Raw genomic sequence first — 24,437 nt, forward strand, 5'->3', positions numbered from 1 at the left:
TGATCACTTCCTAGTTTCAGCTTAGCAACGCACGACGCATTTTTCGATTTTGAATGTGTTCACAGAACACATTCTCCATCTGTCCGCTTTTCCTGTATACTGGCAGTAGCATACCCGTAATTGGAAAGGAGGAACCCTCATGCGCCCACTTCAACTCTCTCCCGAGACGGCGGTTGAGCTTGCCAAAAAGCTAAACGTCCCACTCGAGGAACTCATGCATATGCCAAAACACATCATCGTCAAAAAGATGATGGAGCTCGAGACAGCCAAAACTGAAACGAACGAGGAAAAGGAGACGGAATGACGTCTCCTTTTTTCGCGCTTACTTTTGTTTCGGTTTCCGTTTTTTCGCAACATACCAGAGACCGAGGATAGCCAAGGCAGCTCCACCGGCGACCGCATATTTGCTGTAATCCGGACGGCGTTCCGTCACGACGAGTGTCGATAACGGCGCGACCGTGACATGCCGCTCCTCGAGGAGACGTGGTGCCGTCAAATTGACGGTGTGATCTTCGACATGGACCTCGAACTTGCCGGACGGGAGTTTCACCTCGACCGCTTCTTCGAGTCCGTTATGGTATACGAGATGGCGTTCGACGTAACCTTCGACGTGGCGACTCAGTTCAAAGGCGATGACGCCCTCGTCTTCATCGAAGAAACGTAAATGTTTACGAATCTGTTCCGCGTTCTCAAGACGAAACAACGGATATTGTTTGCGCAGGCTGATCAAGCCCTTCACATATTCGACGCTCGGCGTCTCTTGCTCGGCCCGCGTCCAATCCAAACGGTTGACGACCTCCCCCGAATTGAAGCTGTTCTCGTCCCCGTCTTTTGTGCGGAAGAACTCTTGACCGCTATGCAGGAACGGGATGCCTTGACTGAGCAACACAATCGATGTCGCGAGACGATGCCGGCGGCGGCGTGTCGTCTCATCGTCGTCCGGATTCGTAACGGCCAGTTTGTCCCAAAGCGTCAAGTTGTCATGGCACTCGACATAGTTCACGACTTGGTTCGGTTCGTCAGCAAAGCTTTGGCTCGTGACTGCACCGGCAATCCCACGTTTGACGTCCGCCGTCATATCCGCGTTGCCGCTGATCCAACCTGGCAAGTCTTCGATGAACACATCACCACGGACACCGTCGCGAATCGCGTCGTTGAACTGGGCGATGCGCGGCATCTTATGGGCGTTATGTTGGTTCGCTTTTTTACGGACCGGAAGCGGTGTGTCGAGATCCCAGCCTTCTCCGGTCACGAGAATCGATGGGTCGACGCGATCGAGCGCCTTGCGGACCTGGTTCATCGTCTTGACGTCATGGAGTCCCATCAAATCGAAGCGGAAGCCATCAATCATGAACTCTTTCGCCCAATACGACACACATTCGACGATCAATTTGCGCATCATCGCCCGTTCGGACGCCGTATCGTTCCCGCACGCCGAACCGTCGGCGAGCGTACCGTCCTCGTTCAAGCGGTAATAGTAGTCCGGTACGAACTGTCCGAGCGGCGTCGTCAATGCATCATACGTATGGTTGAACACGACGTCCATGATGACACGGATGCCACGATCGTGAAGTGCTTGAATCATCGCTTTCAACTCGATGATGCGAGCGGCCGGATCATCCGCTGAGGAAGCATATGAGCCTTCGACGGCAAAATAATGGACCGGGTCATAGCCCCAATTATAATTCGCCTCACTCTCGCGTGACTCATTCACTGAACCGTAATCGAAGAACGGCATGAGTTGGAGATGCGTGACGCCGAGGCCGGTAATATAGTCGAGCCCTGTCGGATAACCCGTCGGTGTCTTCGTTCCGACTTCGGTCAACCCGAGGAATTTCCCGCGATGCATGACACCGCTGCCCGGATGACTCGTCAAATCACGGACGTGCGCTTCATAGATGACCGCTTCTTGTGACGAGTGGAAGAGCGGACGTTCTTTAACCCAATGGTCTGGGTTGAGCGTAGATGGGTCGAGCAGACACCCGCGCTTCCCATTGACCCCGACGACTTTTGCATACGGGTCGAGCGATTCGATACGCTTCCCAGCTACGACCGCCTCGAACACATAAAACTGACCTTCGAACAAAGCACGATCGAGTTCGATGACCCACGTCCCTTTCTCGGCCCGTTCTAACGACAACCGTTCGAACTTCCGCGCTCGCGGTGTCCGGTATAGTTTTACCGTCATCTCTTCGGCAACCGGTGACCAGACCCGCAACCGGATGAGGTCACTTTTAAACGTCACCCCGAGGTCTTTGCCGTGATATGCCATATGGTCTAAATCTACATTTGTCTGTTGATCGATAGTATGTTCCATCTCTTTCACTCCTTCACTACTTCAAATCTGCTATCATTATAACAAAACCCTTGTAAAGGATGGATGAAACATGGCAAAAGACAATTCTTTTGATATTGTGTCAGAAATGAACCTCGAAGAAGTGAAGAACGCGATTCAAATCGCCGAGAAAGAAATTTTGAACCGTTACGACTTTAAAGGTTCGAAAAGTGAGATGTCACTTGATAACGGCGACCTCGTCCTCGTCTCAGATGACGACTATAAGCTCGAGCAATTGAAAGACGTCATGATCACGAAATTGATTAAACGTGGCGTCCCGACGAAAAACCTTGATTATCAAAAAGTGGAACGTGCGCTCGGCGGCACAGTGCGTCAACGCGTCAAATTGAAGAGCGGCATCGATAAAGACGATGCGAAAAAAATTAACAACGCCATCAAAGAATCAAAACTGAAAGTGAAGTCACAAATTCAAGACGATCAAATCCGTGTGACAGCCAAGTCGCGCGATGACCTTCAAGCCGTTATGCAGCTCGTCCGTGAGCTCGAATTGTCCGTCGATGCCCAATTCACAAACTACCGATGAAACTCGCCATCATCAGTGACCCACATGGTTCGTTTGATGATTTGAAAGCCGTGCTCGAGTCGGTCCGCCGCGAGACGGAGCACATCCTTTGCCTCGGCGATCTGTACGAGTGTCATATCGGTAAGAAACGGCGCAATGAGCGCTTCCATGAAGTGTCCGATGTCGTGACGTACGACCCTGACTACGAGGCGCTCCTCACCTTCCCTAGCCTGCGCGGCAATCAAGAAGAGCGGATTGACGAAGTGCTCGTGGTCTCGCATCCGGTCAAGACACGAATCGCCTTATTACCGGAGCAGACGACGCTCGATGAGGCGCTATTCTTGCATGGACACCAAGTGAAATGGAGTCCGGACTGGGAACCGCTTGTCGAGAAAGGGAAGTATCCGCTCGTCTTTATCGGACACAGCCATATTCCGGGGATTTACCGGAAAGGTCGCTCGATTCCCTGGGAAATCGGACAGCCGTTCGTCCTAAAGAAAAAACGTTACGTCATCAACGTCGGCGCCGTCATCTTCGACCGGGAGTGGTGTCTGTATGACACGAAAGCTCGGACGGTAACGCGGATGAAAGCATAAGAGAAGGGACCCCACGAAACGGGTCCCTTTTGTCGTCCTTACATTTCTTCTGGAGCTTGAACACCGATCAAACGGAGTCCTTCCGTCAATACGATCGTCACCGCTTTGACGAGGGCGAGACGTGATTGTTTGCCTGCATCTTCTTCGAGTACACGGACATGGCCGTAATACTTGTTGAACGCTTGCGCCAAATCGAGAACGTAACGGCTAATGATCGATGGTTCGCGACGTTCGTGGGCACGTGTGATGACGTGCGGGAACGCGTTGAGCATCGTCACGACGCCCCACGTGTGGTCGTCGTTTGCGCCAGTGAACGTCGAGCCGTCATAGTTGCCTTTACGAAGGAGCGAGTTCGCACGCGCGTTCGTGTACTGCACGTACGGGCCCGTCTCGCCTTCGAATTTCAGCATGCTATCGAGGTCGAACTCGATGTTGTTGATGCGTTCATTCTTCAAATCGTGGAAGATGACCGCGCCGACACCGACCATGCGTGCCACGTCGTCCGCGTTCGCAAGTTCCGGGTTCTTCTGAGCGATGTTCGCCTGTGCTTTCTCGATTGCTTCTTTGAGCACTTCCTCGAGCAAGACGATGCGACCTTTACGTGTCGACATCTTCTTCCCTTCTTGCAAAATCAAGCCGAACGGCACGTGATGCATGCCATCTACGAAGTCATAGCCGAGCTTGCGCAACACTGAGAACAGTTGTTTGAAGTGAAGCGCCTGCTCGCCGCCGACGACGTAGTTCGCCTGGACGAAGTTGTACGTCTCATGACGATAGACGGCAGCTGCCAAGTCGCGTGTCGCATAAAGCGTCGCGCCGTCTTTCTTTTTGATCAAGCATGGTGGCAAGTTCTCGTCCTCGAGTGAGACGACCATCGCCCCTTCACTTTCGACGAGAAGGTTTTTCTCTTCGAGCATGGCGACGACGCGTTCCATCTTGTCGTTATAGAACGCTTCCCCGTTAAAGCTGTCGAATTCGACACCGAGGAGGTCATATACTTTTTGGAACTCTTTGAGTGATTCTTCGCGGAACCACGTCCAAAGCTCTGTCGCTTCCTCGTTGCCGTCTTCAAGTTTCTTGAACCACGCACGGCCTTCATCCTCAAGTTCCGGTTGCGTCTTCGCTTCTTCGTGGAAATGGACGTAAAGCTTCAAGAGCTCAGCAATCGGATGTGCCCGGACCGCTTCCTCGTCGCCCCATTTTTTATAGGCGACCATCAGTTTACCGAACTGTGTGCCCCAATCCCCGAGGTGGTTGATACCGACGACGTCATAACCATTTTTACGGGCGATTTGGTTGATGGCATTCCCGATCACCGTTGAACGAAGGTGTCCCATCGAGAACGGTTTGGCGATGTTCGGTGACGAGAAATCGGTGACGATTGTCTCGTTGCGTGTCGCATGCGTCGCATAGTCCGCTTGTTCATCGAGCACCGTGTTGATGATTTCTTGTGAGACGACGTCACGGCTCAAGAAGACGTTCACGTATGGGCCGGCCGCCTCGACTTTCGTGAACAACTCGTCGTTCAAGTCGTTCGCGATATCCGTCGCGATCATGACCGGTGCTTTACGATAGGCTTTCGCAAGTTGGAAACACGGGAAAGCAAGGTCCCCGTGTGCCTCATGTTTCGGTTTTTCAATCAATGCTTCAATCTGGTCGAGCGTCAACTCGTCCCCGATGACACGGGACAAGGCTTCCGCATATTTGCGTTCATAACTCATTCTAATTCCTCCTTATAATTTGTTCATAAAAAAAACGCCCTTTGCACAGATGCAAAGAGACGGGATGGCCCGCGGTACCACTCTTCTTGCCTGCTTGACGCAGACCGCTTTATCGGTGATAACGGGGGTCCCCCGGCTACGCCTACTCAAGTTCGGATAGCATCTCAAAAGTGCGTTTCGCGATGTTTGTCAGCCTAGGCTCTCACCAATCCCTAGGTCGCTTTGTTGACGGAACGATCGTTACTCTCTTTTTCATCGACTTTCGTCTATGTGGTTGAAAAGCAATTTCATTATAGAGGATATTTCATATAGACTCAATGCTAGAATTCCGCCATTATGATGGATAGGCAGGACTCAGGCGTGATTGTGCCGAATCTCCTACCATACATAATTGAATTTTTCCCACATAGGAGGGAACCATGAACCATTTCCGCAAGATGTCCGTCCTTGGTTGGAGTATTTGGAGTATGCTATTCGGTTTGACGCTCATCTTGTTCGCTACAGGCGTATTGAACATGCCGGCCATCGAGCCGTTACCGTTCATCTTGATCGCGTTGCTCGTCATTATTTTTCAAATGGACTCCATTGAACGGAAAGGCGTCTACTTTACCTTTTCAGAAAGTATCGTCTTAATTATTTTTCTATTCTTTGATTTTGAGACAGCGCTGTTCGTCAATCAGATTGGACTACTCGTCTTCCAGTTCGTCAACTTGAAACCGCGCGTCGCGCTTCGACGGTTCCGTTTTACGTATCCGTGGAATGCCATCACGTCATTTTTGGAAATCGCCATCCCGGCCAGCGTCTACTTGGCACTTGGTGGTGTGACCGGTCTCGGATTCTATTCCCAAGACTCGTTCCTCCCGCTTGCCGGTTTGATTATTGCCATCATTTTGAACACGGTCGTCCAAAAGTATCAAGTCGGCTGGTGGTTCCGCGTCGACATCCCGGTCCGCGACTTTTTAAGTATCGCGTTTTACACGTATATCGTCAGTCTCGTCTTCATTTTGGCGGCCTCGCTCTTCCGAGAGACGAACTTGCTCGTCGTCAGCAGTATCGCCGCCGCACTCACGTTCTTTATTAAGCGACTCATCATTCAAAAAGGTCGACAAGACGCCTTCAAATCGTTGATTGAACAATATGATGAAGCAAAAGAAGCCGTATCGCTATCGCAAAGCGAGGCACAAGCCATCGAAGTGTTCCTCAGTCAATGTGAGCGACTCAACGAGTACGATGAAGGGTACGTCGAGTTCAAACTGTTTGATCGCACACTTTACTTTGATTTGAAGACGCGCCAGCCGATCGATCGCCATGTCGTCTTTGAATTACTCGATGCAACCTATCCGAACGAAGCCTCGGTCGAGTACGAGATGCGCTTCGAATGGGACGCCCCGCTGTCGAACGAATTTAATGAAGACTATCATAGCTTCATCTCGGTCCGTTCCGAGGAAATCGAAGGAATCCGCACGTGGATTGTGATGACGGGCGAGCACGTCTATGGCTATCCGCCCATCATTCAACGCGAGATTGTCAAACTGCTCAAGTCGTTCAATCGGACGATCAGTCGTTGTCATGAACGCGACCGCCTCTATACCGAGAGCCGGACGGACAGCTTGACGCTGCTTGCCAATGCACGGGCTTTTTATGAATACGGGATTCAACAGATCTCGGACGGCTCGATGTATCCGATTTCCGTCGCGATGCTCGATATCGACTTCTTCAAAAAAATCAACGACACGCACGGTCACCAAGTCGGAGACAGTGTGCTCCAAGAATTCGGTCGCCGCATTCGTCAAGTGCTCCGCACCGAAGACTTTGCCGCCCGTTACGGTGGTGAAGAGTTCATCTTGCTCTTAAACCGTTGTGATGTTGAGGCCGCCGTCGAGATTGCTGAGCGCATCCGTCAACAAATCGAGAACAAACCGTTCCACGTCGACGGAATCGATATACCCGTCACCGCTTCAATCGGTGTCGATACGATTCAGTCGTTCGGCGACAAACGTCTTGACGATACGATTCGTAACGCTGACCGCGCGCTCTACGTCGGTGGGAAGTACGCCGGTCGCAACCGCGTCGCCCACTATAATTTCTTAACGACCTGACTCGCCCCCACGTTCATCGCGTGGGGGTTTGCTATTGACAAGCAGATTTGAAACAGGTACGTTAGGGAACGTGTCTTATAACTAAATATCACAACTTTTTTATCAAGAGAGACTGAGGGACTGGCCCGATGACGTCTCGGCAGCGGGTAACCTGTGCCAAATCCAGCGAGCGGTCTGCTCGAAAGATGAAAAAAGTGTTTCTTGTAGAGAGAGCCTTTTTTCAGAAGGCTCTCTTTTTATTTTAATGAATGAGGTGAATCGATTGGAACAACCAACAGCTAACAAATGGGCGCTCTTGCCCTTACTCGTCTTCCTCGTCTTCTTTATCGGGGCAGGCATCTACTATGACGACTTTTATAAATTCCCCGTCTTGATTGCGGCCTTGATTGCCGTCATCGTCGCGGCGATGATGACGAAAGGGAGCGTCACCCAGACGGTCGAACGCGTCGCCCAAGGTGCCGGGAACCCGAGCATCCTCATCATGGTGTTCATCTTCTTGCTCGCCGGTGCGTTTTCAAGCGTCGCCGAAGCAATCGGTGCGATTGACGCGACCGTCAATGCGGCATTGACGTTACTACCGCCCTCGCTCCTATTGAGCGGCCTATTCGTCATCGCAGCCTTCATCTCGATGGCGATGGGTACATCGACCGGGACGATTGCCGCACTGGCTCCGATCGCTCTCGGCATCCATGAGGAAAGCGGCGTCAATATCGCCATCGCGGCAGCAGCCGTCGTCGGGGGTGCCATGTTCGGAGATAACTTGTCGTTCATTTCAGACACGACGATCGCAGCCGTCCGCACCCAGCGGACGAACATGCGCGACAAGTTCCGCACCAACTTTTGGATCGTCTTGCCGGCAGCCGTCATCACAACGATTTTACTCGCTGTCCTATCGAGCGGAGAATCCACCATCGAGCCGGCGGCGTTTGAATGGTATAAATTGATTCCGTATCTGGCGGTTATCGTGCTCGCTTTGACGGGAATGAACGTCATCCTTGTCTTGCTCGGCGGCATCGCCCTGACCGGCATCATCGGTCTGTTGGATGGCAGTCTAGCCGTCACCACGTACGTCACCGCCATGGCGGACGGCATGATGGGCATGGCCGAGATTTCACTCCTGACATTGCTCATGGGTGGGCTCGTCGGACTCATCTCGCATAACGGCGGACTCACGTACTTGCGTGACGCGCTCACGTCCCGAATTAAAAGACGGGCCGGCGCGGAGTGGAGCATCGCCGGGCTCGTCAGTGCGACAAACGTCGCGACGGCGAACAACACGATTTCGATTCTCGTGGCTGGGCCGCTCGCCGCGAACATCGCCGACGATTATGACATCGAACGTAAAAAGTCTGCGAGTGTACTCGATATCTTCTCGTGTGGGGTCCAAGGTCTGTTGCCTTACGGGGCACAGCTTCTCATTGCGGCCGAACTGACGAACACGGCATCACCGGCGCTCGTGCCGTATATGTTCTATCCGTTCTTGTTGTTCATTTGCGGAGGATTGGCCATCGCCTTTAACTTCCCGCGTTTCAAAAAACGCGCTTAACGAAAACGACCTTGTGAAGCAGTCGCTTCACAAGGTCGTTTGTCGTTTCGCTTCAAGTTCACGTTTCAGCTGCTCGTTACGTTTTCTGAAGGCACGCCGTTTGAGCAGTTCTTCGAGTCCGCGGCTGATTACCCACAAAACGAACAGCAACAGGACGAGCATCGATAATCGGAACGGGCTTTGAATAAACTCTTCCCACTGGTCACCGATGACAGAGAAAATCAAGACGACGAGCAACTTCCCAAACCCGGCCGCCATAATGAACGTCCGGAGCGGCATTTGGATGAGGGCGAGTAAATACGTAATCAAACTGACCGGAATGAACGGGAGCGAGTAGAGAAACCCGAGCGAGACCGGACTCATATGATTGATGCGTTCGAGCCAATAGACGCCTTGTTTATGCCTCTCGAGCCATCGCGTCATCGGCTTTCGAAAGACGTAGCGAACAGCTGCAAACACAAGAATCGTCCCGAGCAAGCTTCCGACCCACGACAATAACGTCCCGAGCCAAAAACCGTACGTTGCTGCGTTCGCCGAGATAATGAGGACGAGCGGGAGAAATGGAAAGATGGCTTCCAGGAAAGGTGCCCCGAGTCCTGCCCAAGGTCCGCCCGGAAGTCCTTGTAGCCATTCAATCAAGTTTAAAATATATTGTTGGAGTGATGTCAGCATGTCAGTTTCCACCTTCAACTTTCGTTATTCCCTTTTTACCCGATTTCGCTCAGGAAGACGCATCCCCCTGCCCACCGCCGTAAAAAAATAAAAAGTATTTGCGAAATTCCGCTGTGATATCTATCATATAATATGGACTTGTGGTTGCAGGCAAGTCCGTTCGTCGAACGACACAACCCAACGTTCGTTTTCCTGCAAAAAACTGAACACAGGGGAGTAACACACATGGAAACAAAACCAATGCGGGTCTTGCTGTACTATAAGTACGTCAATATCGAAGACCCAGAAACGCTCACACAAGAGCACCTCAAGTATTGCAAGGACCTCGGTATCAAAGGACGCATTTTGATTTCTTCCGAAGGAATCAACGGGACGTGCTCTGGGACTTGGGAACAGACCGAGCAGTACATGAACGACTTGAAAGCGAACCCGCTATTCAGCGACATCGAGTTCAAAATCGATGAAGTCGAAGAGCATGCGTTCTCGAAAATTTTTGTTCGTCATAAGAAAGAGCTTGTGACGTGGCGCTTTGATGGTGAGTTCGACGTGCCTAAACAGCACGGTGCATACCTCGAACCGGCAGAATGGAAAGAGATGATGAATCGCGACGATGTCGTCATCCTCGACGTTCGTAACAACTACGAGTACGATCTTGGTCACTTTAAAAACGCGATCAAAATCGATGTAGAGGCTTCTCGTTACATGCCAGATTGGCTCGAAGAGAACAAGGACCTCTACGAAGGGAAAACGTTACTCACGTACTGTACCGGAGGCGTCCGTTGCGAGAAATTTACCGCATATATGCGTGACCAAGGTCACGACAACATTTTCCACCTTAAAGGCGGCGTCGCCATGTACGGCAAAGACGAAGCCACGAAAGGCGAAGACTGGGAAGGTGAGCTTTACGTCTTTGACGAGCGCATCAACGTCCGGGTCAACACGGTCAACCCGTCCGTTGTTTCGGAGTGTATGCACTGCGGAACGAAGACGGTCCGCTACGTTAATTGTGCCAACCCGGTGTGTAATGCCCAACACTTCTGTTGTGAAGAGTGTGAACCGAAACAAATGCGTTCATGCTCGAAAGAGTGCCAGGAGCATCCACGTAACCGCTATATCATCGAGAATATCGCGGACAAACTTCAGCAGACTGAAGGCGTCGTCGGGTAACAAAAATCGACCAGAAAGCACTTCGAGCCTATGCTCGGGGTGCTTTTTTGACAGAAACTTTACGTCTAGCCGATGACAGAATCGGGTATAGTGTAGATACCATTGTCAGACAGGAAGTGAATCGATTGCTCTTTAACGAACCTTTACTCGCCGCCTTGCTCGCTTGGTTCATCGCACAAGCAGCCAAGCTCGTAACCGAACTCATTAAAACACGAGATTTTGAATTAGAAATCATGTTTGCCTCGGGTGGGATGCCAAGTTCCCACTCTTCGACCGTCGTCGCCTTAGCGACCGTCATCGGTCGAATCGAAGGGCTCGATTCCAGCATGTTCGCGCTCGCCTTGATTTTTGCGACGATCGTCATGTACGATGCGACCGGCGTTCGTCAGGCGGTCGGATTCCAGGCCCGCTTGTTGAACGACTACTTCAAAGGAATCAAGCACGAGACACCCATCTTAAATGAACTGGTCGGTCATACCCCGTTCCAAGTCATCGTCGGGGCTTTACTCGGTCTCGTGGTCGGACTGTTTTTCCCAATTTAATGTGAATGATGCAGGCATGTCGTTCCCCCCTTCTAAAAACTCACCATCTTTTTGTGAACTTTCACAACAGAGACGGTATAGTGAAAGAGAGGAGGAATCGACATGCCTTTTTTGCAGAAATCTTATGAGTCGCTCGATACGCTCGCCGAAGCAATCGGGCAAGCGATTCGGGCCCCCATCACGATTGAGAATCGACACCATCAGTTACTGGCCTATAGCACCCACCCCGACTCGACGGACCCGGCACGAATCGCGACGATTATCGGCCGCCGTGTCCCGGAAGCGGTCATCGAGGACTTATGGGAAAGTGGAATCCTTCAAGAAGTGATCGACCGCGACGAACCGGTCGTCATCCCGGCCCGAATGGCCGTCGGTCTCGGTGAGCGGGCGGCCGTCGTCATCAAGCAACAAGGTGACGTGCTCGGTTACATTTGGAGCCTGGCCCGAACGACGCCGTTCTCAGAACAGGAACTCACCGTCCTACAGGAAGGGGCAAACATCGCCAAAAAATTGTTGATGACCATCGCGATGCACGAACGGCGCATCGACGCCGAATTGGAACGCTTCTTTTTAGAAGTGCTGGCCACTCCCGTCTTATCGCCATCCCACCGCGACCGCTTGAATGAGCTCGCACCGATTGCCGTCGCCAGCCGCCTCACCGTGATTGAATGTGCCCAGCCGGTCACCCCGCAACTGGCGGAACGACTGTTTTATGTATTGGCGACCCAGCAAGCGATTGAAGTCGTCCTGCACGCAATCGATGGCCAGCAGTTACTCGTCTGGCATTATATGAAATCGGACTTGGCCGAGGAAGAAACGGCGCTCTTGCAGTGGGCCGACCGCTTTGAAACGCAGCTCCGAGACAAGTTCATTGAAGCGGAGCCGCGCCTTGGCATCAGTCGACGCTTTTTTGAGAGCGACATGCTCTATGCGGCGATGGAAGAAGCACGACGCGTCACGTCGCTTCGTCGAAAGTTCCCGTATGAGCTTGCGACATCGCGCACGTTCGAACAGATCGGAATTTATCAGCTCGTACCCGATTTGGCCCGACGCATCGGGCTTCGTCTCGAGACGCATCCGACCATCGAGCGCCTACAGGCGTATGACGTCACGCATCATACCGAACTCGTCACGACGCTCGAATGGTATTTCTATTTTGATGGGAACGTCAAGCGTGTCGCCGCTCATCTTCACATCCATCCGAATACCGTGCTCTACCGGATTCGGCGGATTGAAGAACTGACGAACATCACACAAGTCTCGCTCCCTGAACGGGCCGCCGTTTATCTCGCCATTAAGGCCGGTCAATACCGCCAAGACGATTAACGCCTACTTTGTGTTTTTTCACAAAGTGGGCGTTATCACTTTTAGAATCCATGCTAAAGACAGCGTTTTCGGATGGGTCTATACTAGAGGTGTGAACAAATTGTGTCAGTAGAGAAAGGGGAACTTTACATGAAAATCGGGGTATTGAAAGAGATTAAAAACAACGAAAACCGCGTCGCCTTGACGCCGATGGGTGCAGCCGTATTAACTGAACTTGGACACGAGGTCCTCGTCGAGACGGAAGCAGGCGTCGGTAGCGGCTTCACAAATATGGAGTATGTCGATGCGGGGGCAACCATCGTCGACACCGCTGCGGACGTTTGGGGAAACGTGGAATTGGCGTTGAAAGTAAAGGAACCGCAACCATCGGAATATCGTTATTTCCGTCCTGACTTGACCCTCTTCACTTATTTGCATTTGGCGGCCGAACCAGAACTTACGAAAGCACTCGTCGATTCTGGTGTGACGGCCATCGCCTATGAGACGGTCGAGATCGACCGCACATTGCCGCTCCTCACACCGATGAGCGAAGTGGCCGGACGGATGGCTGCTCAAATCGGCGCCCAAATCCTTGAAAAACCGCACGGTGGAAAAGGGATTCTCTTGTCTGGCCTGCCAGGCGTACCACGTGCGAACGTCACCGTCATCGGGGGCGGTGTCGTCGGGATGAATGCCGCCCGCATCGCGATTGGTCTTGGTGCCAACGTCACGATTATGGACATCAGCCCGGCTCGCCTGCGCCAAATCGATGATCAGTTCGGCAACACAATCAACACACTCATCTCAAACAGCTACAATATCGCCAAACAAGTCGCTGAAAGTGACCTTGTCATCGGTGCCGTCCTCATTCCAGGCGCGAAAGCACCGAAGCTCGTCACGAAAGAAATGGTCCAACAGATGTCACCAGGTTCGGTCATCGTCGATGTCGCCATCGACCAAGGCGGAATCTGTGAAACCATCGACCATATCACGACGCATGACGCGCCGACGTACGAGCGTTACGGGGTTCAACACTATGCCGTCGCCAACATGCCAGGTGCTGTCCCACGCACGTCGACACTCGGTTTGACGAACGCAACGATGCCGTATATCGTCGAGTGCGCACAAAAAGGGATTTTCCCGGCACTCCGCGAGAACGCAGCCTTGCTTAAAGGATTGAACGTCATCGACGGGACGGTCACGTATGAAGCCGTCGCCCGCGACCTTGGCTACACGTTCGTCGCTCCAGCCGAAGCCATCACGAAGCAACTACAAGCGTAAACGTAAAGCCGCCAGCATTGTTGCTGGCGGCTTTTTTGATGTCGGCACTCTATAAAAAAACGCTCGAACCGATCGGTTCGAGCGTTTGCGTGCTTATGCGTTCTCGACGGCGATGTCCTCACCGATGATTTTTACTTCTGGTTCAAGCTCAATCTCGAACTTCTCCTTCACCGTCGCCTGGACGTGTCGGATGAGCGAGATGTACTCAGTCGCTGTCGCTTCATCGATATTGACGATGAAGCCGGCATGTTTGAGTGAGACTTCCGCTCCACCGATCCGCTTCCCTTGCAGGCCACAGTCTTGAATCAATTTGCCGGCGAAGTAGCCCGGTGGTCGTTTGAAGACGCTACCGCATGATGGGTACTCGAGCGGTTGCTTCGACTCGCGCTTGTACGTCAAGTCGTCCATGACGTCTTTGATCGCTTCATAGCCGAGCGGTTCGAGTTCAAACGTCGCTTCGAGCACAATCAACCCGTCTTTCGAAATCCGGCTCGTCCGGTAGTCGAGATCGAGTTCGTCTTTCGTAAGTGTCATGAGCTGCCCTTCAGGCGACAACACGACCGCACTCGTGATAACGTCTTTCGTTTCTCCACCGTAGGCGCCTGCGTTCATATACACCGCGCCCCCGACCGTTCCCGGGATGCCACAGGCGAATTCTAAGCCAGATAACTCTTCGGTCAACGCTTGACGTGAGACGTCGATGATGGCCGCACCGGCTTGGGCAATCAGTTGATTCCCGTCTCGACGAATCGTTTTCAGTTCGTTCAAGTTTAAGACGATGCCACGAAGGCCTCCGTCACGGACAATCAAGTTCGACCCGAACCCGAGAATCATGAATGGGACGCTCTCGCGATGGGCGAGCTCAAGCACGGCTTGAACTTCTTCATACGTGTGCGGGGCCACGAAATAATCGGCCTGCCCACCTAATTTTGTATACGTGTGTGCCGACAGCGGCTCATCTTGCTTCACGCGATCGGCCGGAATGATAGTGAGTAGTTGATTTAAAAAGCTCATGCGTTGCCTCAATCCTTTACGTTCAATTTTAAAGCATGCCTCGGTTCGTCAAGAGAGAGGCAGGCACGTCACTGAATGATTTCAGTACGAAACACAGTATACAAATCTTTGACAGGGGTGACAAGCAACGTTTTCTTTACAATGAAGGAATTGGTTTATAACAATAATGATGTAGCAACGGCAACGACGATAGGAATTGTAAAGTTATCCCAATCTCGATACGAAATTGCTTCTGTGAGTGTGGCAATGATTGAAATAATGAATCCATATGTTACCACTTGCCAAAGTGGAATATCATCCCACAAAAATAATAAAAAGAGAACGGCATACGAGCTGAGGAACATGGCCATGCTACCTTGGAACGAGCGCTTCTGTCCGTATAAATCATAGGTCACTGTCCCGTACTTCCGACCGATGAGCGCGGCCAGGCCATCGCCCCACGCCAAGACGAGCGATCCTGCCAAAAAGGCGAGCGGCTCTGATTCAAAGAAGAAGAACAGGATGACGAGCAAGGCGATCGGATAATAGACGGTGCCGAGCGATTTACGTTCCGTCTGATGAACCGGTGACGGACTCTTATAAAGAAGGAACGCGTTCGCGAACGTGAAAAAGACGAGCGGCACGGCGGCGACGTACCAAGTTTCCATTAACCAAACTGCAAGCAGCGACCAATGGCCGACCGCGATATGTACACTTTTACGAATTGTCTCATCCGTCCAGCCGAGGCGTTTGCCAATCTGTTCAAGACCGACGAGAAACACCAGGACAATGACGATGGACAGGATGGAACTGACCCATTCATTCATCTTTGAACCACCTTTATCTACATTTTTTGTACGTTTTCATTATACCTTAATCAAGCGATAGCCTAGCTTCCTTTTCAAACATTTGGTAGAATGAGGTCAAATGACTGTATAGCCAACGAACGAAGGCGGCTATAGAAAGGATGCCTGTATGCGCGACGCAATTTCGATTCAAACTTTGGCTGATTGCCTTCACTATATGCGGGTTGGCGACGTTGACCGGGCCATCTCACTCTTCCCTGAGGACGTACGCGAGCATTTCCCGAAAGAACTTCGTAAAATCCACTTGTTTCATATTGAAAAGAACGGACTGTCAATCAATCAAATCGTCGCTTTGGCGAACACGTTGACCGGAGAGCATTTATCCGCTACCACGATTCAGAACTGGACGAAGCGAGAAGTCCGTAAAATCATCGGGGTTCCCCGGGTCGGAAAGAAATACTCGCTCCAACAAGCGGCCATCATTTATTTGCTGGATGATTTGAAGCACTTGTTCTCACTTGAAGAGACGAGTTCTCTCCTCGCACTCATCTTCAACAATCCTGACCGCGACGAGGACGACCTTATCTCGCCCATCGACTTTTATCGCCTCTACGCCGAGTACGCCAAGTCGACGAGCCCGATCGAGCTCCTCGACACGCGTGCGAAGCGCTCGATCGAAAAGATGGGGGTCACCCACCCGAACATCTTGCACGTCCTCAAACTCTGTCTATACGCCCATCGCGTGACGACACTCGAGATCGAGGCGAAACATTATTTGAACCGCTTCATTTGACCTTCGTCGAATGAGGCTTTTTTTTAGAAAAAAACACCAGTCGCAGTGACTGGTGTTCGTCATATTCATTACACCGATACCGCAATTGGCATCCGTGATTTGACTGTCAGCGTTTTAAGGACAGACAACAACTCGAACATCGAGAGTTGGTCGGCCTCTTTCGTCAGGCAGAAGCAATCATCGTCTTGTTTGCGGAGTTCCGCCACAAGCTTACCTGCTTTGTCTCGAACGCTGAACTTGTAACGCTCGACATCGTATTGAATCGTATAGAGACCGCGTTCGTAGACGTTGTACTCACACTTTTTCCCGAATAACGAGAATTTGTCCTTCAACTGACCAATCGCTTGTCCATCGTGGTTCATGACGACCCACTTCTGACAGTTCGGGATATACTTCCCGTGAGCGATTTGACGGCCTGACAAGTTGTGCACTTGAACACTGCCCTCCGCGTCGCGGTGAACAGATCCGATCGCATCATTTGTCTCGTCATAAATGGTCGCTTCGCCTTGCGTAAAGACGCAACCTTTTACATAAATTAATTTGCGCACCGCTTTTCCTCCTAATACGTTCCAACCGTTGATTTGTGTGTGTTTGGTTGGTATTTCTATGAAACCCCCAAATTGGTACTGTGCGTCGCTTTTTCTCGTTTCAGCGACTACATATTTCATATGACGAAGATGATTATTGCACCTATTCGTGAAAAAGACAACCCCTTTTTCTTCGACACAATCCGCCATTCTGTCAAACTTGTGAACACGCCTGATATTATCGCTTGAAACCGGCCTGTTTCAACATCTCTTCGAGCTCCGTTCTTGCAATCAGACGAACTTGATTTGGCTCCGCCAATTCGTATGCACTATCGGTATAAGAGGAGTTCGTCACGACCCAACCTTCGTTCACCCCATAGTATGGAACGGAGGCTGCGACTTGTTGGACTGCCTCAAGCCCGACCGCTTTTTCATAACGTTTCGCTTGGACTGCGATTGACCATCCGTCCTCCGCTTCAAGGAGTAGGTCCGCCCCGAAGTCACGCGACGCCGGCGTCACCGTCACCGTGTAACCGAGTGCGGTGAACACTTCTTCTAAAAACAATTCAAATTCACGACCGTCCATCCGATCGATGCGGTGAATCGTCGACAGACGCATGCGCCAAATGAGCCAGAGCAGGCCGATTCCTAAACACGCGACGATACTCCATATCGGCGCATCTCCCCACCATAATCCGATGGCGATCAACAAGCTGAGCCCCATTCCCTTCACATCTATCGTCCTCTCTATCTGTTCTTGTCTTCACTTTACCGTTTGGAGGCAGGAAAACAAAGGGGGAGCTGTCGAATGTATTGAAGATGTACCCGTGTGACATACAGAAGGAGGGATCATCGTTAATGGAGAACCGAGGACATCTCCAAAACGAATTGCTGCACGCCTTGCCTTACGGTGTAGCGTTAATCATGACGGACGGGACAATCGTCCAAGCGAACCGGCCGTTTTTAGAGCAATTCCCTGAAGACTTACAAACGAGAACAAACATCTTTCATATGGTCAACCAATCACCGATTACGATGGAGCTATCGAGACGAATGGAGCAAGGCTTGCCTTGGACGTACGAGATGCCGACAATTCGCATCCACGCCATCCCGAACGGTGACGTCTATATCTTATCGATTGAACCTCTCCCGCTCGATACGCGGGTGACCGTCCAACATAACGCGTTCGAAGCGATGATGCACACCGAACTCGACATGGCGATGGTTATGACCGATGCCAATCTGTTAATCAATCGCTTCAATAAAGGGGCGACCGAGCTGTTCGGTTACGAGCCGCATGAAGTACTCTACGAAATGACCCCGTTCGGTCTATTCGAGTCGCGCGAGCTGAGCGAGAAACGGACCCATTATCAAGACGAGACAGAGCGGTTGTTGTCATTCGAACAGATGCTGCGTGTGGCACTAGACCGTGGCGACCGTGAATGGAAGTTCCAACGAAAAGACCGGACTCATTTCGTTGGAAAACTGTTCATGCATCCGGTCTACGAACAAGCTCGCGTCATCGGCTTTTTCTTTTTCGTCTTCGATGTCAGTCCTGAAATCGCCTTGAAAGGCGAGTTGCTGCATAAAGAACAACGGTATCGCATGTTCGCCGAATCGGTCATCGAAGCCGTCCTGTTTCACGAGGGCGGGACCATCTTAGATGCGAACAAGGCGGCCGAATCGATTTTCCGAATCCCGGCCGAACAGATGGTCGGTCGCCAAACGATTGAATTTATCGCAGAAGGCTATCGGGCCGACGTGTTGCGCCGGATCCGGAACCACATCCAGACACCTTACGAGGTCATCGGCCGTCGTGAGGACGGGACGTTCCTCGAGATGGAAGTGTATCCAAAAGAAGTGACGTTCCAAGGCCAGACGCTCCGGGTCGCCGTCATGCGCGACATTAGCGATCGGAAGAAAGTTGAGCGGATGCTCGAGCGGGAGAAGAATGCCATCGCCCGGCAACGAGATATCATCCAATCGATTTTACAGGCCTCCAATGAAGCGTTCGTCTTGACCGAATCGAACGGCAGCGTTCTGTTCATGAACGTGCACGCCCGTCGCCTGCTCGATTTGCCAGGAATCGCCCCGAACAAGATGCAAGAGCGGATCCCGCTCCTGTCGACGTTCCGCACGCGCGACCGCACCGAGATGTTGAAAAAAATCGACTTATTACTCGACGGCTCGGCCCGCGAAGTGTCGATGCGTTTCTCCATCCCGCAACCGAACGACCGGGATGAACAGTATTACGAGATGTACGGAACCGGTATGGATACAAAACGCCAAATCGGAATGGACAGCGGCTTCTTATTCGTGTTCCGCAACCGGACCGAGGAAGAGCGGATGGACCAAATCAAAAACGAACTGGTCAGCACCGTCTCACACGAACTTCGCACCCCGCTCTCGTCACTGTCGGGATATATCGAGCTGATGCTTACCCGCGACTTGAATCCCGAGAAGCGCGAGCGTTACTTAAAGACGATGGCGAAAGAAGCGAAGCGTTTGACCGACCTGTTAAACGATTTTCTCGACATTCAACGCATGGAAGATGGCAATCAAGAGTATAAGAAAGACCATTTCCTTTTGAACGAACTCGTCCGTGACGTCGTCGAACGCTTCCGCGAGACGAGCAACCACTCCATCCATTTTGATGATGCCGATGAAGTGCTCCACCTCGTCGCCGATCAGGACCGCATCGAGCAGGTCATCATCAACTTGTTATCGAACGCCATCAAGTATTCGCCGAACCATCACGAAATCGAGGTACGGGTGCGAAAAGAACGAAATCAAGCCCACGTCTCGATTCAAGACTTTGGTATCGGGATTCCGGAGCATGCGTTCGAAGAACTGTTCAAGAAGTTTTATCGAGTCGACAACTCGGATACACGCCAAATCGGCGGGACGGGTCTCGGGCTATCCATCTGTAAGGAAATCATCGAATCGCATGGCGGAAGTATCGAGGTCGAATCGAGCGTTGGCGTTGGCTCGACATTCACGTTCACGTTGGACTTAGCGGAGGAGACACTATGAACCATTACGCTTTCACCGGTTTCCCCGGCTTTTTAGCCGGAAAGATGATCACGCACCTCGCGTCATTGCCGAATCAGATCGGGACGATTTACGCACTCCACCTCCCGACCGAACGTTCCGGCGCACATGCTTTAAAACAGGAGCTGTTGGAAGCGACGTCGTTACGAGATGATCAGCTCGTGCTCGTCGAGGCCGATATCACGCTACCTGAAGTCGTGCTTGATCCAATCATGCGCTCCGTCATCGAGCGTGAAGTGAATTACGTGTTCCATTTGGCAGCCGCTTACGATTTGAACATCCCTTATGATGTCGGATATCGCATCAACTTGCTCGGGACGAAACACATCACCTCATTGGCGAAACGGGCACCCTATTTAAAGCGGTACGTCTACTTCAGCACCGCCTATGTGTCTGGACGCCGTCAAGGGACCGTTTATGAGAACGAGTTATGGCACCGCGTTCGTTTTAAAAACCATTACGAGGCGACGAAGTATGAGGCCGAGGCCATCGTCTCGCGCGAGCTCGGCTCGATGCCGGTGACCATCATCCGTCCGGGCATCGTCATTGGCCATAGCGAGACCGGCGAGACGAAGAAGTTTGACGGGGTCTATTTCGTCTTAAAGTTAATGGACCAACTTCGTCAAGCTGCCCCGCTGCCTTACATTGGACGACAGAATATCGAAGTAAACCTCGTTCCTTATAATTACGTCGTCGAGGCAACCGCTTATCTCGCTCACGCTCCGGTCGGTTTGAAGCGGACGTTTCATTTGACCGACCCGTTTCCACACGGGGCCCGCGAAGTGTACCGTATGATTCACGAAGAGATGTTCGGTCGCCCTCCACGCGGGACCATCCCGCATGCGGTCGCGGAGACCGGATTCTCGGCGCTACATCTGTCGGAACGTTACGGCGTTCCGCGTGAGCTACTCGCCTACTTTAAGCATCAAGTCCATTTCGATTCGACACAGACGCTCCGCGCACTCAGCGGCACTGATATCGTCTGTCCGGATTTAAAGGACTATCTGCCAAAAGTCGTTGCCTATTACGAGACACACAAAAAGCCCTAATTAGGGCTTTTTGTGTGTCATCCGATTAGCAACTTCTCTTTTGGATAGCGAATCTTCCGGTCCATCTGGCGTGCGACCGTGAAGAGGATCGTCAACGAACCGACACGACCGAGTAACATCATGAACATGATAAAACTCTTACCTGCATCGTTCAGTTCCGCCGTGATCCCGAGTGATAACCCGACCGTCCCGAAGGCCGAGACTGTCTCGAACAAGAGTGCTGTCGCCGGAATATGACCGTTCGTCAAGATAGTCAGTGCGGTAATCAATAAGATGAAGAAGAAACTCGTAATAGCCACGATGTACGCTTTTTTAATTTGGAACGCGTCAATCGTCCGCTCGAGGATGACCGTCTCTTTTTTCCCGACGATGAACGCCCACATATCGGCCAAGATGACGGCTACGGTCGTCACTTTAATCCCAGACCCAGTGGAAGCGGCTCCAGCACCGATATACATGAGAATCAAGACGACCCCGATTGAGATCGGCGCCATCGTCGTGAGGTCGATTGTATTGAAGCCTGCGGTCCGTGTCGTCACAGCCTGGAAGAAGGTGACGTGCATCGCTTCTCCGAACGGACGGCCATACAGTCCGCCCTCATTCGATACCCACTCAAACAACATGAGCGAGAACCAGGCAATCCCGTTGACGATGGCAAGCGAGGCAATCATGATTTTCGAATGGAGGGCGAGGCGCTTCCAACGTTTCACCTCGGTCGCATCCGCGATGGTCGTGAAGCCGAGACCCCCAATCATGAGCAGCACAGCAATCGTGATCACAATGGCCGTATTCTGCTCGAACTGCATCAAATTGTCCGGCCATAGGGCGAACCCGGCGTTGTTAAACGCTGAGACCGCGTGGAAAAAGCCATAATACAGCGCCTCACCAAAGCGATACTCACCGGTGCTGTACAGTTCGACCGTCAAAAACAACATGCCGAGAAACTGGACGATGAGCGTCGTGAAGACGATGTTGCGGACGAGACGGACCGTGCCGCCGGGTCCCGACAAGTTGAGTGATTCTTGGAGCAAGATGCGCTGCTTTAAACCGATTTTCTTTCCGAGCACACTAAGCAGCATGAGCGCGACCGTCATAAAACCTAAACCGCCGATTTGAATCAAGGCGACGATGACGAGCTCACCGAACGTATTAAAGGAAGTCCCAATATCAATTGTCGATAATCCGGTCACCGTTCCGGCCGACGTCGCGATAAACAGACAATCAATCCAGGACACGGGCTGTGTCTGTGCGAACGGCATATAGAGTAACGTCGCCCCTAAAAAAATGGCGAGCAAAAAGCCTGTCGCGATAAAACGGGCCGGCTTTTCAAACACGAGCCGGTAAAGCGCCTCAATTCGTTTTATGCGCAATTCCCGTACGGTCAATCGATGTCGCATCTCGCTATCTCCTTCAAATCAAGTTTTCTAAGGCTCATATTACTCCTCACTTATAAAATTGCCAACTAGAAAAATGTATCGCTAACTGTTTGCCAGATTTTTTGGTAATATGAGAGATAGACTTTATGAATGTTGAGGAGGTTGAATGAAACCGTGGACCCTAGTACGGTAGATCATTCGCTAACGGATGTCTCGCGAAGGTTGGAGCGTCAGTCACAATGCATGCCCGCCCATCTTTATTTCCAGCTCGAAGAACTGCTACATTGGTCACTTGATCAAGAAGTTGTGAATCAATTGTACGCATTATTAAAAAAATACGACGTGTTAACCGATATAGAGCGTGAAGAACGAAATATCAGCATCCAAATGCTGATTGACGAAAACGGCGCTTAACCATCGGGAACGCATTTGCGGGAGACGAGTTAAGTCTCTCGCTTTTTTTGTCTCCTGATTTTTTTTAGAAAGGTGGAAAACATAGACATGGATGTCGTCACGTTAGTAGGACTCATACTTGGGTTCCTCACCCTCGTCGGAGGGATGGTATTGAAAGGAGCCGGGATTGCCCCGCTCATCAACCCGGCAGCACTCGTCATTATTTTTGTCGGGACAGCGGCCGCGGTCAGTATCGCCGTTTCCAAAGAACAGCTGCAAAACGTACCGAAGTTGTTCGGAATTCTCTTCAAAAAGCAGGAGTTACCAAGTAAATCCGGGCTGTTGACACAGTTCGTCGACTTGTCGACGCAAGCGCGTAAAGAAGGACTCCTGTCGCTTGAGACAGCGCTCGAACAAGTTGAAGAGCCGTTCTTGAAACAAGGGATGATGATGGTCATCGACGGCCAACCATCCGAATATATCGCCGAGGTCATGTCGCGCGATATCGAGAACATGGAGCAACGCCATAAAGCAAACTCGGACATCTTTACACAAGCCGGCACGTACGCGCCGACACTCGGCGTTCTTGGAGCCGTTATCGGTTTGATTGCGGCCCTAAAAGATTTGTCTGATATCGAAAAGCTCGGTCACGCGATTTCAGCCGCGTTCGTCGCGACGTTGTTCGGGATTTTCACAGGATACGTCCTCTGGTTCCCGTTCGCCAATAAATTAAAGCAGTATTCGAAGAGCGAGGTCATCATCAAAGAGATGATGATTGAAGGGATTCTCTCGATTCAAAGTGGGGAGTCTCCGAAGACGTTAGAAGATAAATTGTCTGTGTATTTGTCTCCAAAGGAGCGAGCCGACTATGAAGCGCAAAAAGAAGCATGATCATGAGGAACATATCCCGGAAGGTTGGTTAATCCCGTACGCCGATTTATTGACGCTCTTACTCGCCCTCTTCATCGTCTTGTTCGCCTCGAGTAACATCGACCAGACGAAGCTCGAGAAAATGTCTCAATCCTTTAACCAAGTGTTCTCTGGCGGGACGAGCGTGTTCCAAGCTTCGACCGCCTCGAACAGTGACATCAGCCGTACGAACAAGACAGATACGACGGCGAATCCTCGGACATATGAGCTCGCCAAACTGGATGAGTTAAAAGAAGAGGTCAATCAATACATCAAAAAGAACGGGCTCGAACAAGAGATTGAAGCGACCATCAACTCGAGCGGTCTCGTTTTGACGATTCAAGACCGAGCCTTGTTCAGTATGGGGGAAGCGACGCTTGACGCCGAGGCTAGAACGGTGGCCGGCTCGATTAGCGGTATCCTGGAAAAAGCCGGTAACCGTGAGATTGTCGTATCGGGTCACACCGATAACATCCCGATCAACACGGCCCGGTTCCCGTCGAACTGGGAACTCAGTTCGGCCCGGGCCACGGCTTTCATGCGCGGTCTGTTGACGAACGATGCTTTGAATCCCGGACAATTCACGCTTGCCAGTTACGGAGAATACAAACCGATTGCGACGAACGACACCGAAGCAGGGCGCTCGAAAAACCGCCGCGTCGAAGTGTTGATTAAACCACTCGTCGATTTATCAGAAGGCTCACCGAAGATGCTCGAAACAATCGTCTTGCCATAAAAAATCCCACTCTGTTG

At 51.6% G+C, this 24,437-nt stretch carries 23 protein-coding genes, 1 riboswitch and 1 other annotated feature; of the genes, 15 read left to right on the forward strand and 8 right to left on the reverse strand.

What is annotated here, in order from left to right; translation table 11 throughout:
• Positions 1-139 precede the first annotated feature (139 nt).
• Positions 140-304 (forward strand): YycC family protein, encoded by a 165-nt coding sequence (locus KNP71_RS11025; protein ID WP_214830705.1) that lies wholly within the window; start codon positions 140-142, stop codon positions 302-304.
• 18 nt (positions 305-322) lie between these two features.
• Here the strand turns inward: KNP71_RS11025 and pulA are convergent, their stop codons facing one another.
• Positions 323-2,317 carry a type I pullulanase gene (pulA, locus tag KNP71_RS11030; RefSeq protein WP_214830706.1) on the reverse strand — a complete coding sequence of 665 codons (1,995 nt, stop codon included), beginning with the start codon at positions 2,315-2,317 and terminating at the stop codon, positions 323-325.
• A gap of 70 nt (positions 2,318-2,387) precedes the next feature.
• Between pulA and KNP71_RS11035 the strand changes: the two genes are divergently transcribed.
• Together KNP71_RS11035 and KNP71_RS11040 are read left to right on the forward strand one after the other, a co-directional pair.
• Complete coding sequence (locus KNP71_RS11035; RefSeq protein ID WP_021068146.1) at positions 2,388-2,879, forward strand: YajQ family cyclic di-GMP-binding protein; 492 nt, start codon at positions 2,388-2,390, stop codon at positions 2,877-2,879.
• Positions 2,876-3,454, forward strand: a complete 579-nt coding sequence (locus KNP71_RS11040; RefSeq protein ID WP_214715006.1) for a metallophosphoesterase family protein — start codon at positions 2,876-2,878, stop codon at positions 3,452-3,454. The genes KNP71_RS11035 and KNP71_RS11040 overlap by 4 nt, the downstream gene beginning before the upstream one ends.
• A gap of 38 nt (positions 3,455-3,492) precedes the next feature.
• Here KNP71_RS11040 and argS read toward each other — a convergent pair whose 3' ends face one another.
• Positions 3,493-5,175, reverse strand: coding sequence for an arginine--tRNA ligase (argS, locus tag KNP71_RS11045; RefSeq protein ID WP_214830708.1), 1,683 nt, complete (start codon positions 5,173-5,175; stop codon positions 3,493-3,495).
• Between the two features lie 52 nt (positions 5,176-5,227).
• Positions 5,228-5,440, reverse strand: a binding site (T-box leader).
• A 154-nt stretch (positions 5,441-5,594) separates the two neighbouring features.
• On the opposite strand from argS, the gene KNP71_RS11050 reads away from it, so the two are divergent.
• Positions 5,595-7,274: a GGDEF domain-containing protein gene (locus tag KNP71_RS11050; protein WP_021068143.1), complete on the forward strand. Its 1,680-nt coding sequence runs from the start codon at positions 5,595-5,597 to the stop codon at positions 7,272-7,274.
• A gap of 96 nt (positions 7,275-7,370) precedes the next feature.
• Positions 7,371-7,466: riboswitch (SAM riboswitch) on the forward strand.
• Between the two features lie 52 nt (positions 7,467-7,518).
• Positions 7,519-8,820, forward strand: a complete 1,302-nt coding sequence (locus KNP71_RS11055; RefSeq protein WP_034804307.1) for a Na+/H+ antiporter NhaC family protein — start codon at positions 7,519-7,521, stop codon at positions 8,818-8,820.
• 27 nt (positions 8,821-8,847) lie between these two features.
• On the opposite strand, the gene KNP71_RS11060 is transcribed toward KNP71_RS11055, so the two are convergent.
• Positions 8,848-9,492, reverse strand: coding sequence for a TVP38/TMEM64 family protein (locus tag KNP71_RS11060; RefSeq protein ID WP_021068141.1), 645 nt, complete (start codon positions 9,490-9,492; stop codon positions 8,848-8,850).
• A 225-nt stretch (positions 9,493-9,717) separates the two neighbouring features.
• Between KNP71_RS11060 and trhO the strand changes: the two genes are divergently transcribed.
• The 4 genes from trhO (at position 9,718) to ald (ending at position 13,787) form a co-directional block, all read left to right on the forward strand.
• Positions 9,718-10,659 (forward strand): oxygen-dependent tRNA uridine(34) hydroxylase TrhO, encoded by a 942-nt coding sequence (trhO, locus tag KNP71_RS11065; RefSeq protein WP_214830710.1) that lies wholly within the window; start codon positions 9,718-9,720, stop codon positions 10,657-10,659.
• A gap of 116 nt (positions 10,660-10,775) precedes the next feature.
• Positions 10,776-11,201 (forward strand): divergent PAP2 family protein, encoded by a 426-nt coding sequence (locus KNP71_RS11070; RefSeq protein WP_029596250.1) that lies wholly within the window; start codon positions 10,776-10,778, stop codon positions 11,199-11,201.
• 102 nt (positions 11,202-11,303) lie between these two features.
• Positions 11,304-12,527, forward strand: coding sequence for a PucR family transcriptional regulator (locus KNP71_RS11075; protein ID WP_021068138.1), 1,224 nt, complete (start codon positions 11,304-11,306; stop codon positions 12,525-12,527).
• Positions 12,528-12,656: 129 nt separating this feature from the next.
• Positions 12,657-13,787 carry an alanine dehydrogenase gene (gene ald / locus KNP71_RS11080; protein WP_021068137.1) on the forward strand — a complete coding sequence of 377 codons (1,131 nt, stop codon included), beginning with the start codon at positions 12,657-12,659 and terminating at the stop codon, positions 13,785-13,787.
• A gap of 93 nt (positions 13,788-13,880) precedes the next feature.
• On the opposite strand, the gene murB is transcribed toward ald, so the two are convergent.
• Together murB and KNP71_RS11090 are read right to left on the reverse strand one after the other, a co-directional pair.
• Positions 13,881-14,801 carry a UDP-N-acetylmuramate dehydrogenase gene (gene murB, locus KNP71_RS11085; RefSeq protein ID WP_021068136.1) on the reverse strand — a complete coding sequence of 307 codons (921 nt, stop codon included), beginning with the start codon at positions 14,799-14,801 and terminating at the stop codon, positions 13,881-13,883.
• A 155-nt stretch (positions 14,802-14,956) separates the two neighbouring features.
• Positions 14,957-15,607: a diacylglycerol/polyprenol kinase family protein gene (locus tag KNP71_RS11090; RefSeq protein ID WP_029596251.1), complete on the reverse strand. Its 651-nt coding sequence runs from the start codon at positions 15,605-15,607 to the stop codon at positions 14,957-14,959.
• Positions 15,608-15,755: 148 nt separating this feature from the next.
• Here KNP71_RS11090 and KNP71_RS11095 point away from each other — a divergent pair, with 148 nt between their 5' ends.
• Positions 15,756-16,379, forward strand: coding sequence for a DUF1836 domain-containing protein (locus KNP71_RS11095; RefSeq protein ID WP_029596252.1), 624 nt, complete (start codon positions 15,756-15,758; stop codon positions 16,377-16,379).
• Between the two features lie 68 nt (positions 16,380-16,447).
• Here the strand turns inward: KNP71_RS11095 and KNP71_RS11100 are convergent, their stop codons facing one another.
• Together KNP71_RS11100 and KNP71_RS11105 are read right to left on the reverse strand one after the other, a co-directional pair.
• Positions 16,448-16,927, reverse strand: a complete 480-nt coding sequence (locus KNP71_RS11100) for an LURP-one-related family protein (RefSeq protein ID WP_021068133.1) — start codon at positions 16,925-16,927, stop codon at positions 16,448-16,450.
• A 217-nt stretch (positions 16,928-17,144) separates the two neighbouring features.
• A complete protein-coding gene (locus KNP71_RS11105; protein WP_021068132.1) occupies positions 17,145-17,630 on the reverse strand; it encodes a restriction endonuclease in 486 nt (161 codons plus the stop codon).
• 134 nt (positions 17,631-17,764) lie between these two features.
• On the opposite strand from KNP71_RS11105, the gene KNP71_RS11110 reads away from it, so the two are divergent.
• Both KNP71_RS11110 and KNP71_RS11115 read left to right on the forward strand, forming a co-directional pair.
• A complete protein-coding gene (locus KNP71_RS11110; protein WP_214830712.1) occupies positions 17,765-19,939 on the forward strand; it encodes a PAS domain-containing sensor histidine kinase in 2,175 nt (724 codons plus the stop codon).
• A complete protein-coding gene (locus KNP71_RS11115) occupies positions 19,936-21,006 on the forward strand; it encodes an SDR family oxidoreductase (protein ID WP_214830714.1) in 1,071 nt (356 codons plus the stop codon). Before KNP71_RS11110 ends, KNP71_RS11115 begins: the two co-directional genes overlap by 4 nt.
• Before the next feature lie 17 nt (positions 21,007-21,023).
• On the opposite strand, the gene KNP71_RS11120 is transcribed toward KNP71_RS11115, so the two are convergent.
• The gene (locus tag KNP71_RS11120; RefSeq protein WP_058765479.1) at positions 21,024-22,403 is read right to left on the reverse strand and encodes a TrkH family potassium uptake protein; all 1,380 of its coding nucleotides are present in this window, start codon (positions 22,401-22,403) and stop codon (positions 21,024-21,026) included.
• A 141-nt stretch (positions 22,404-22,544) separates the two neighbouring features.
• Between KNP71_RS11120 and KNP71_RS11125 the strand changes: the two genes are divergently transcribed.
• From KNP71_RS11125 to KNP71_RS11135, 3 genes are all read left to right on the forward strand, one after another.
• Complete coding sequence (locus KNP71_RS11125; RefSeq protein ID WP_233005246.1) at positions 22,545-22,796, forward strand: hypothetical protein; 252 nt, start codon at positions 22,545-22,547, stop codon at positions 22,794-22,796.
• Positions 22,797-22,883: 87 nt separating this feature from the next.
• Positions 22,884-23,666 carry a flagellar motor stator protein MotA gene (gene motA, locus KNP71_RS11130; protein ID WP_021068127.1) on the forward strand — a complete coding sequence of 261 codons (783 nt, stop codon included), beginning with the start codon at positions 22,884-22,886 and terminating at the stop codon, positions 23,664-23,666.
• Positions 23,644-24,420 (forward strand): flagellar motor protein MotB, encoded by a 777-nt coding sequence (locus tag KNP71_RS11135; RefSeq protein WP_021068126.1) that lies wholly within the window; start codon positions 23,644-23,646, stop codon positions 24,418-24,420. The genes motA and KNP71_RS11135 overlap by 23 nt, the downstream gene beginning before the upstream one ends.
• The last annotated feature ends 17 nt before the right edge of the window (positions 24,421-24,437 follow it).

It is taken from the genome of Exiguobacterium sp. s56, assembly GCF_018618255.1.
Classification (GTDB): Bacteria; Bacillota; Bacilli; order Exiguobacteriales; family Exiguobacteriaceae; genus Exiguobacterium; species Exiguobacterium chiriqhucha.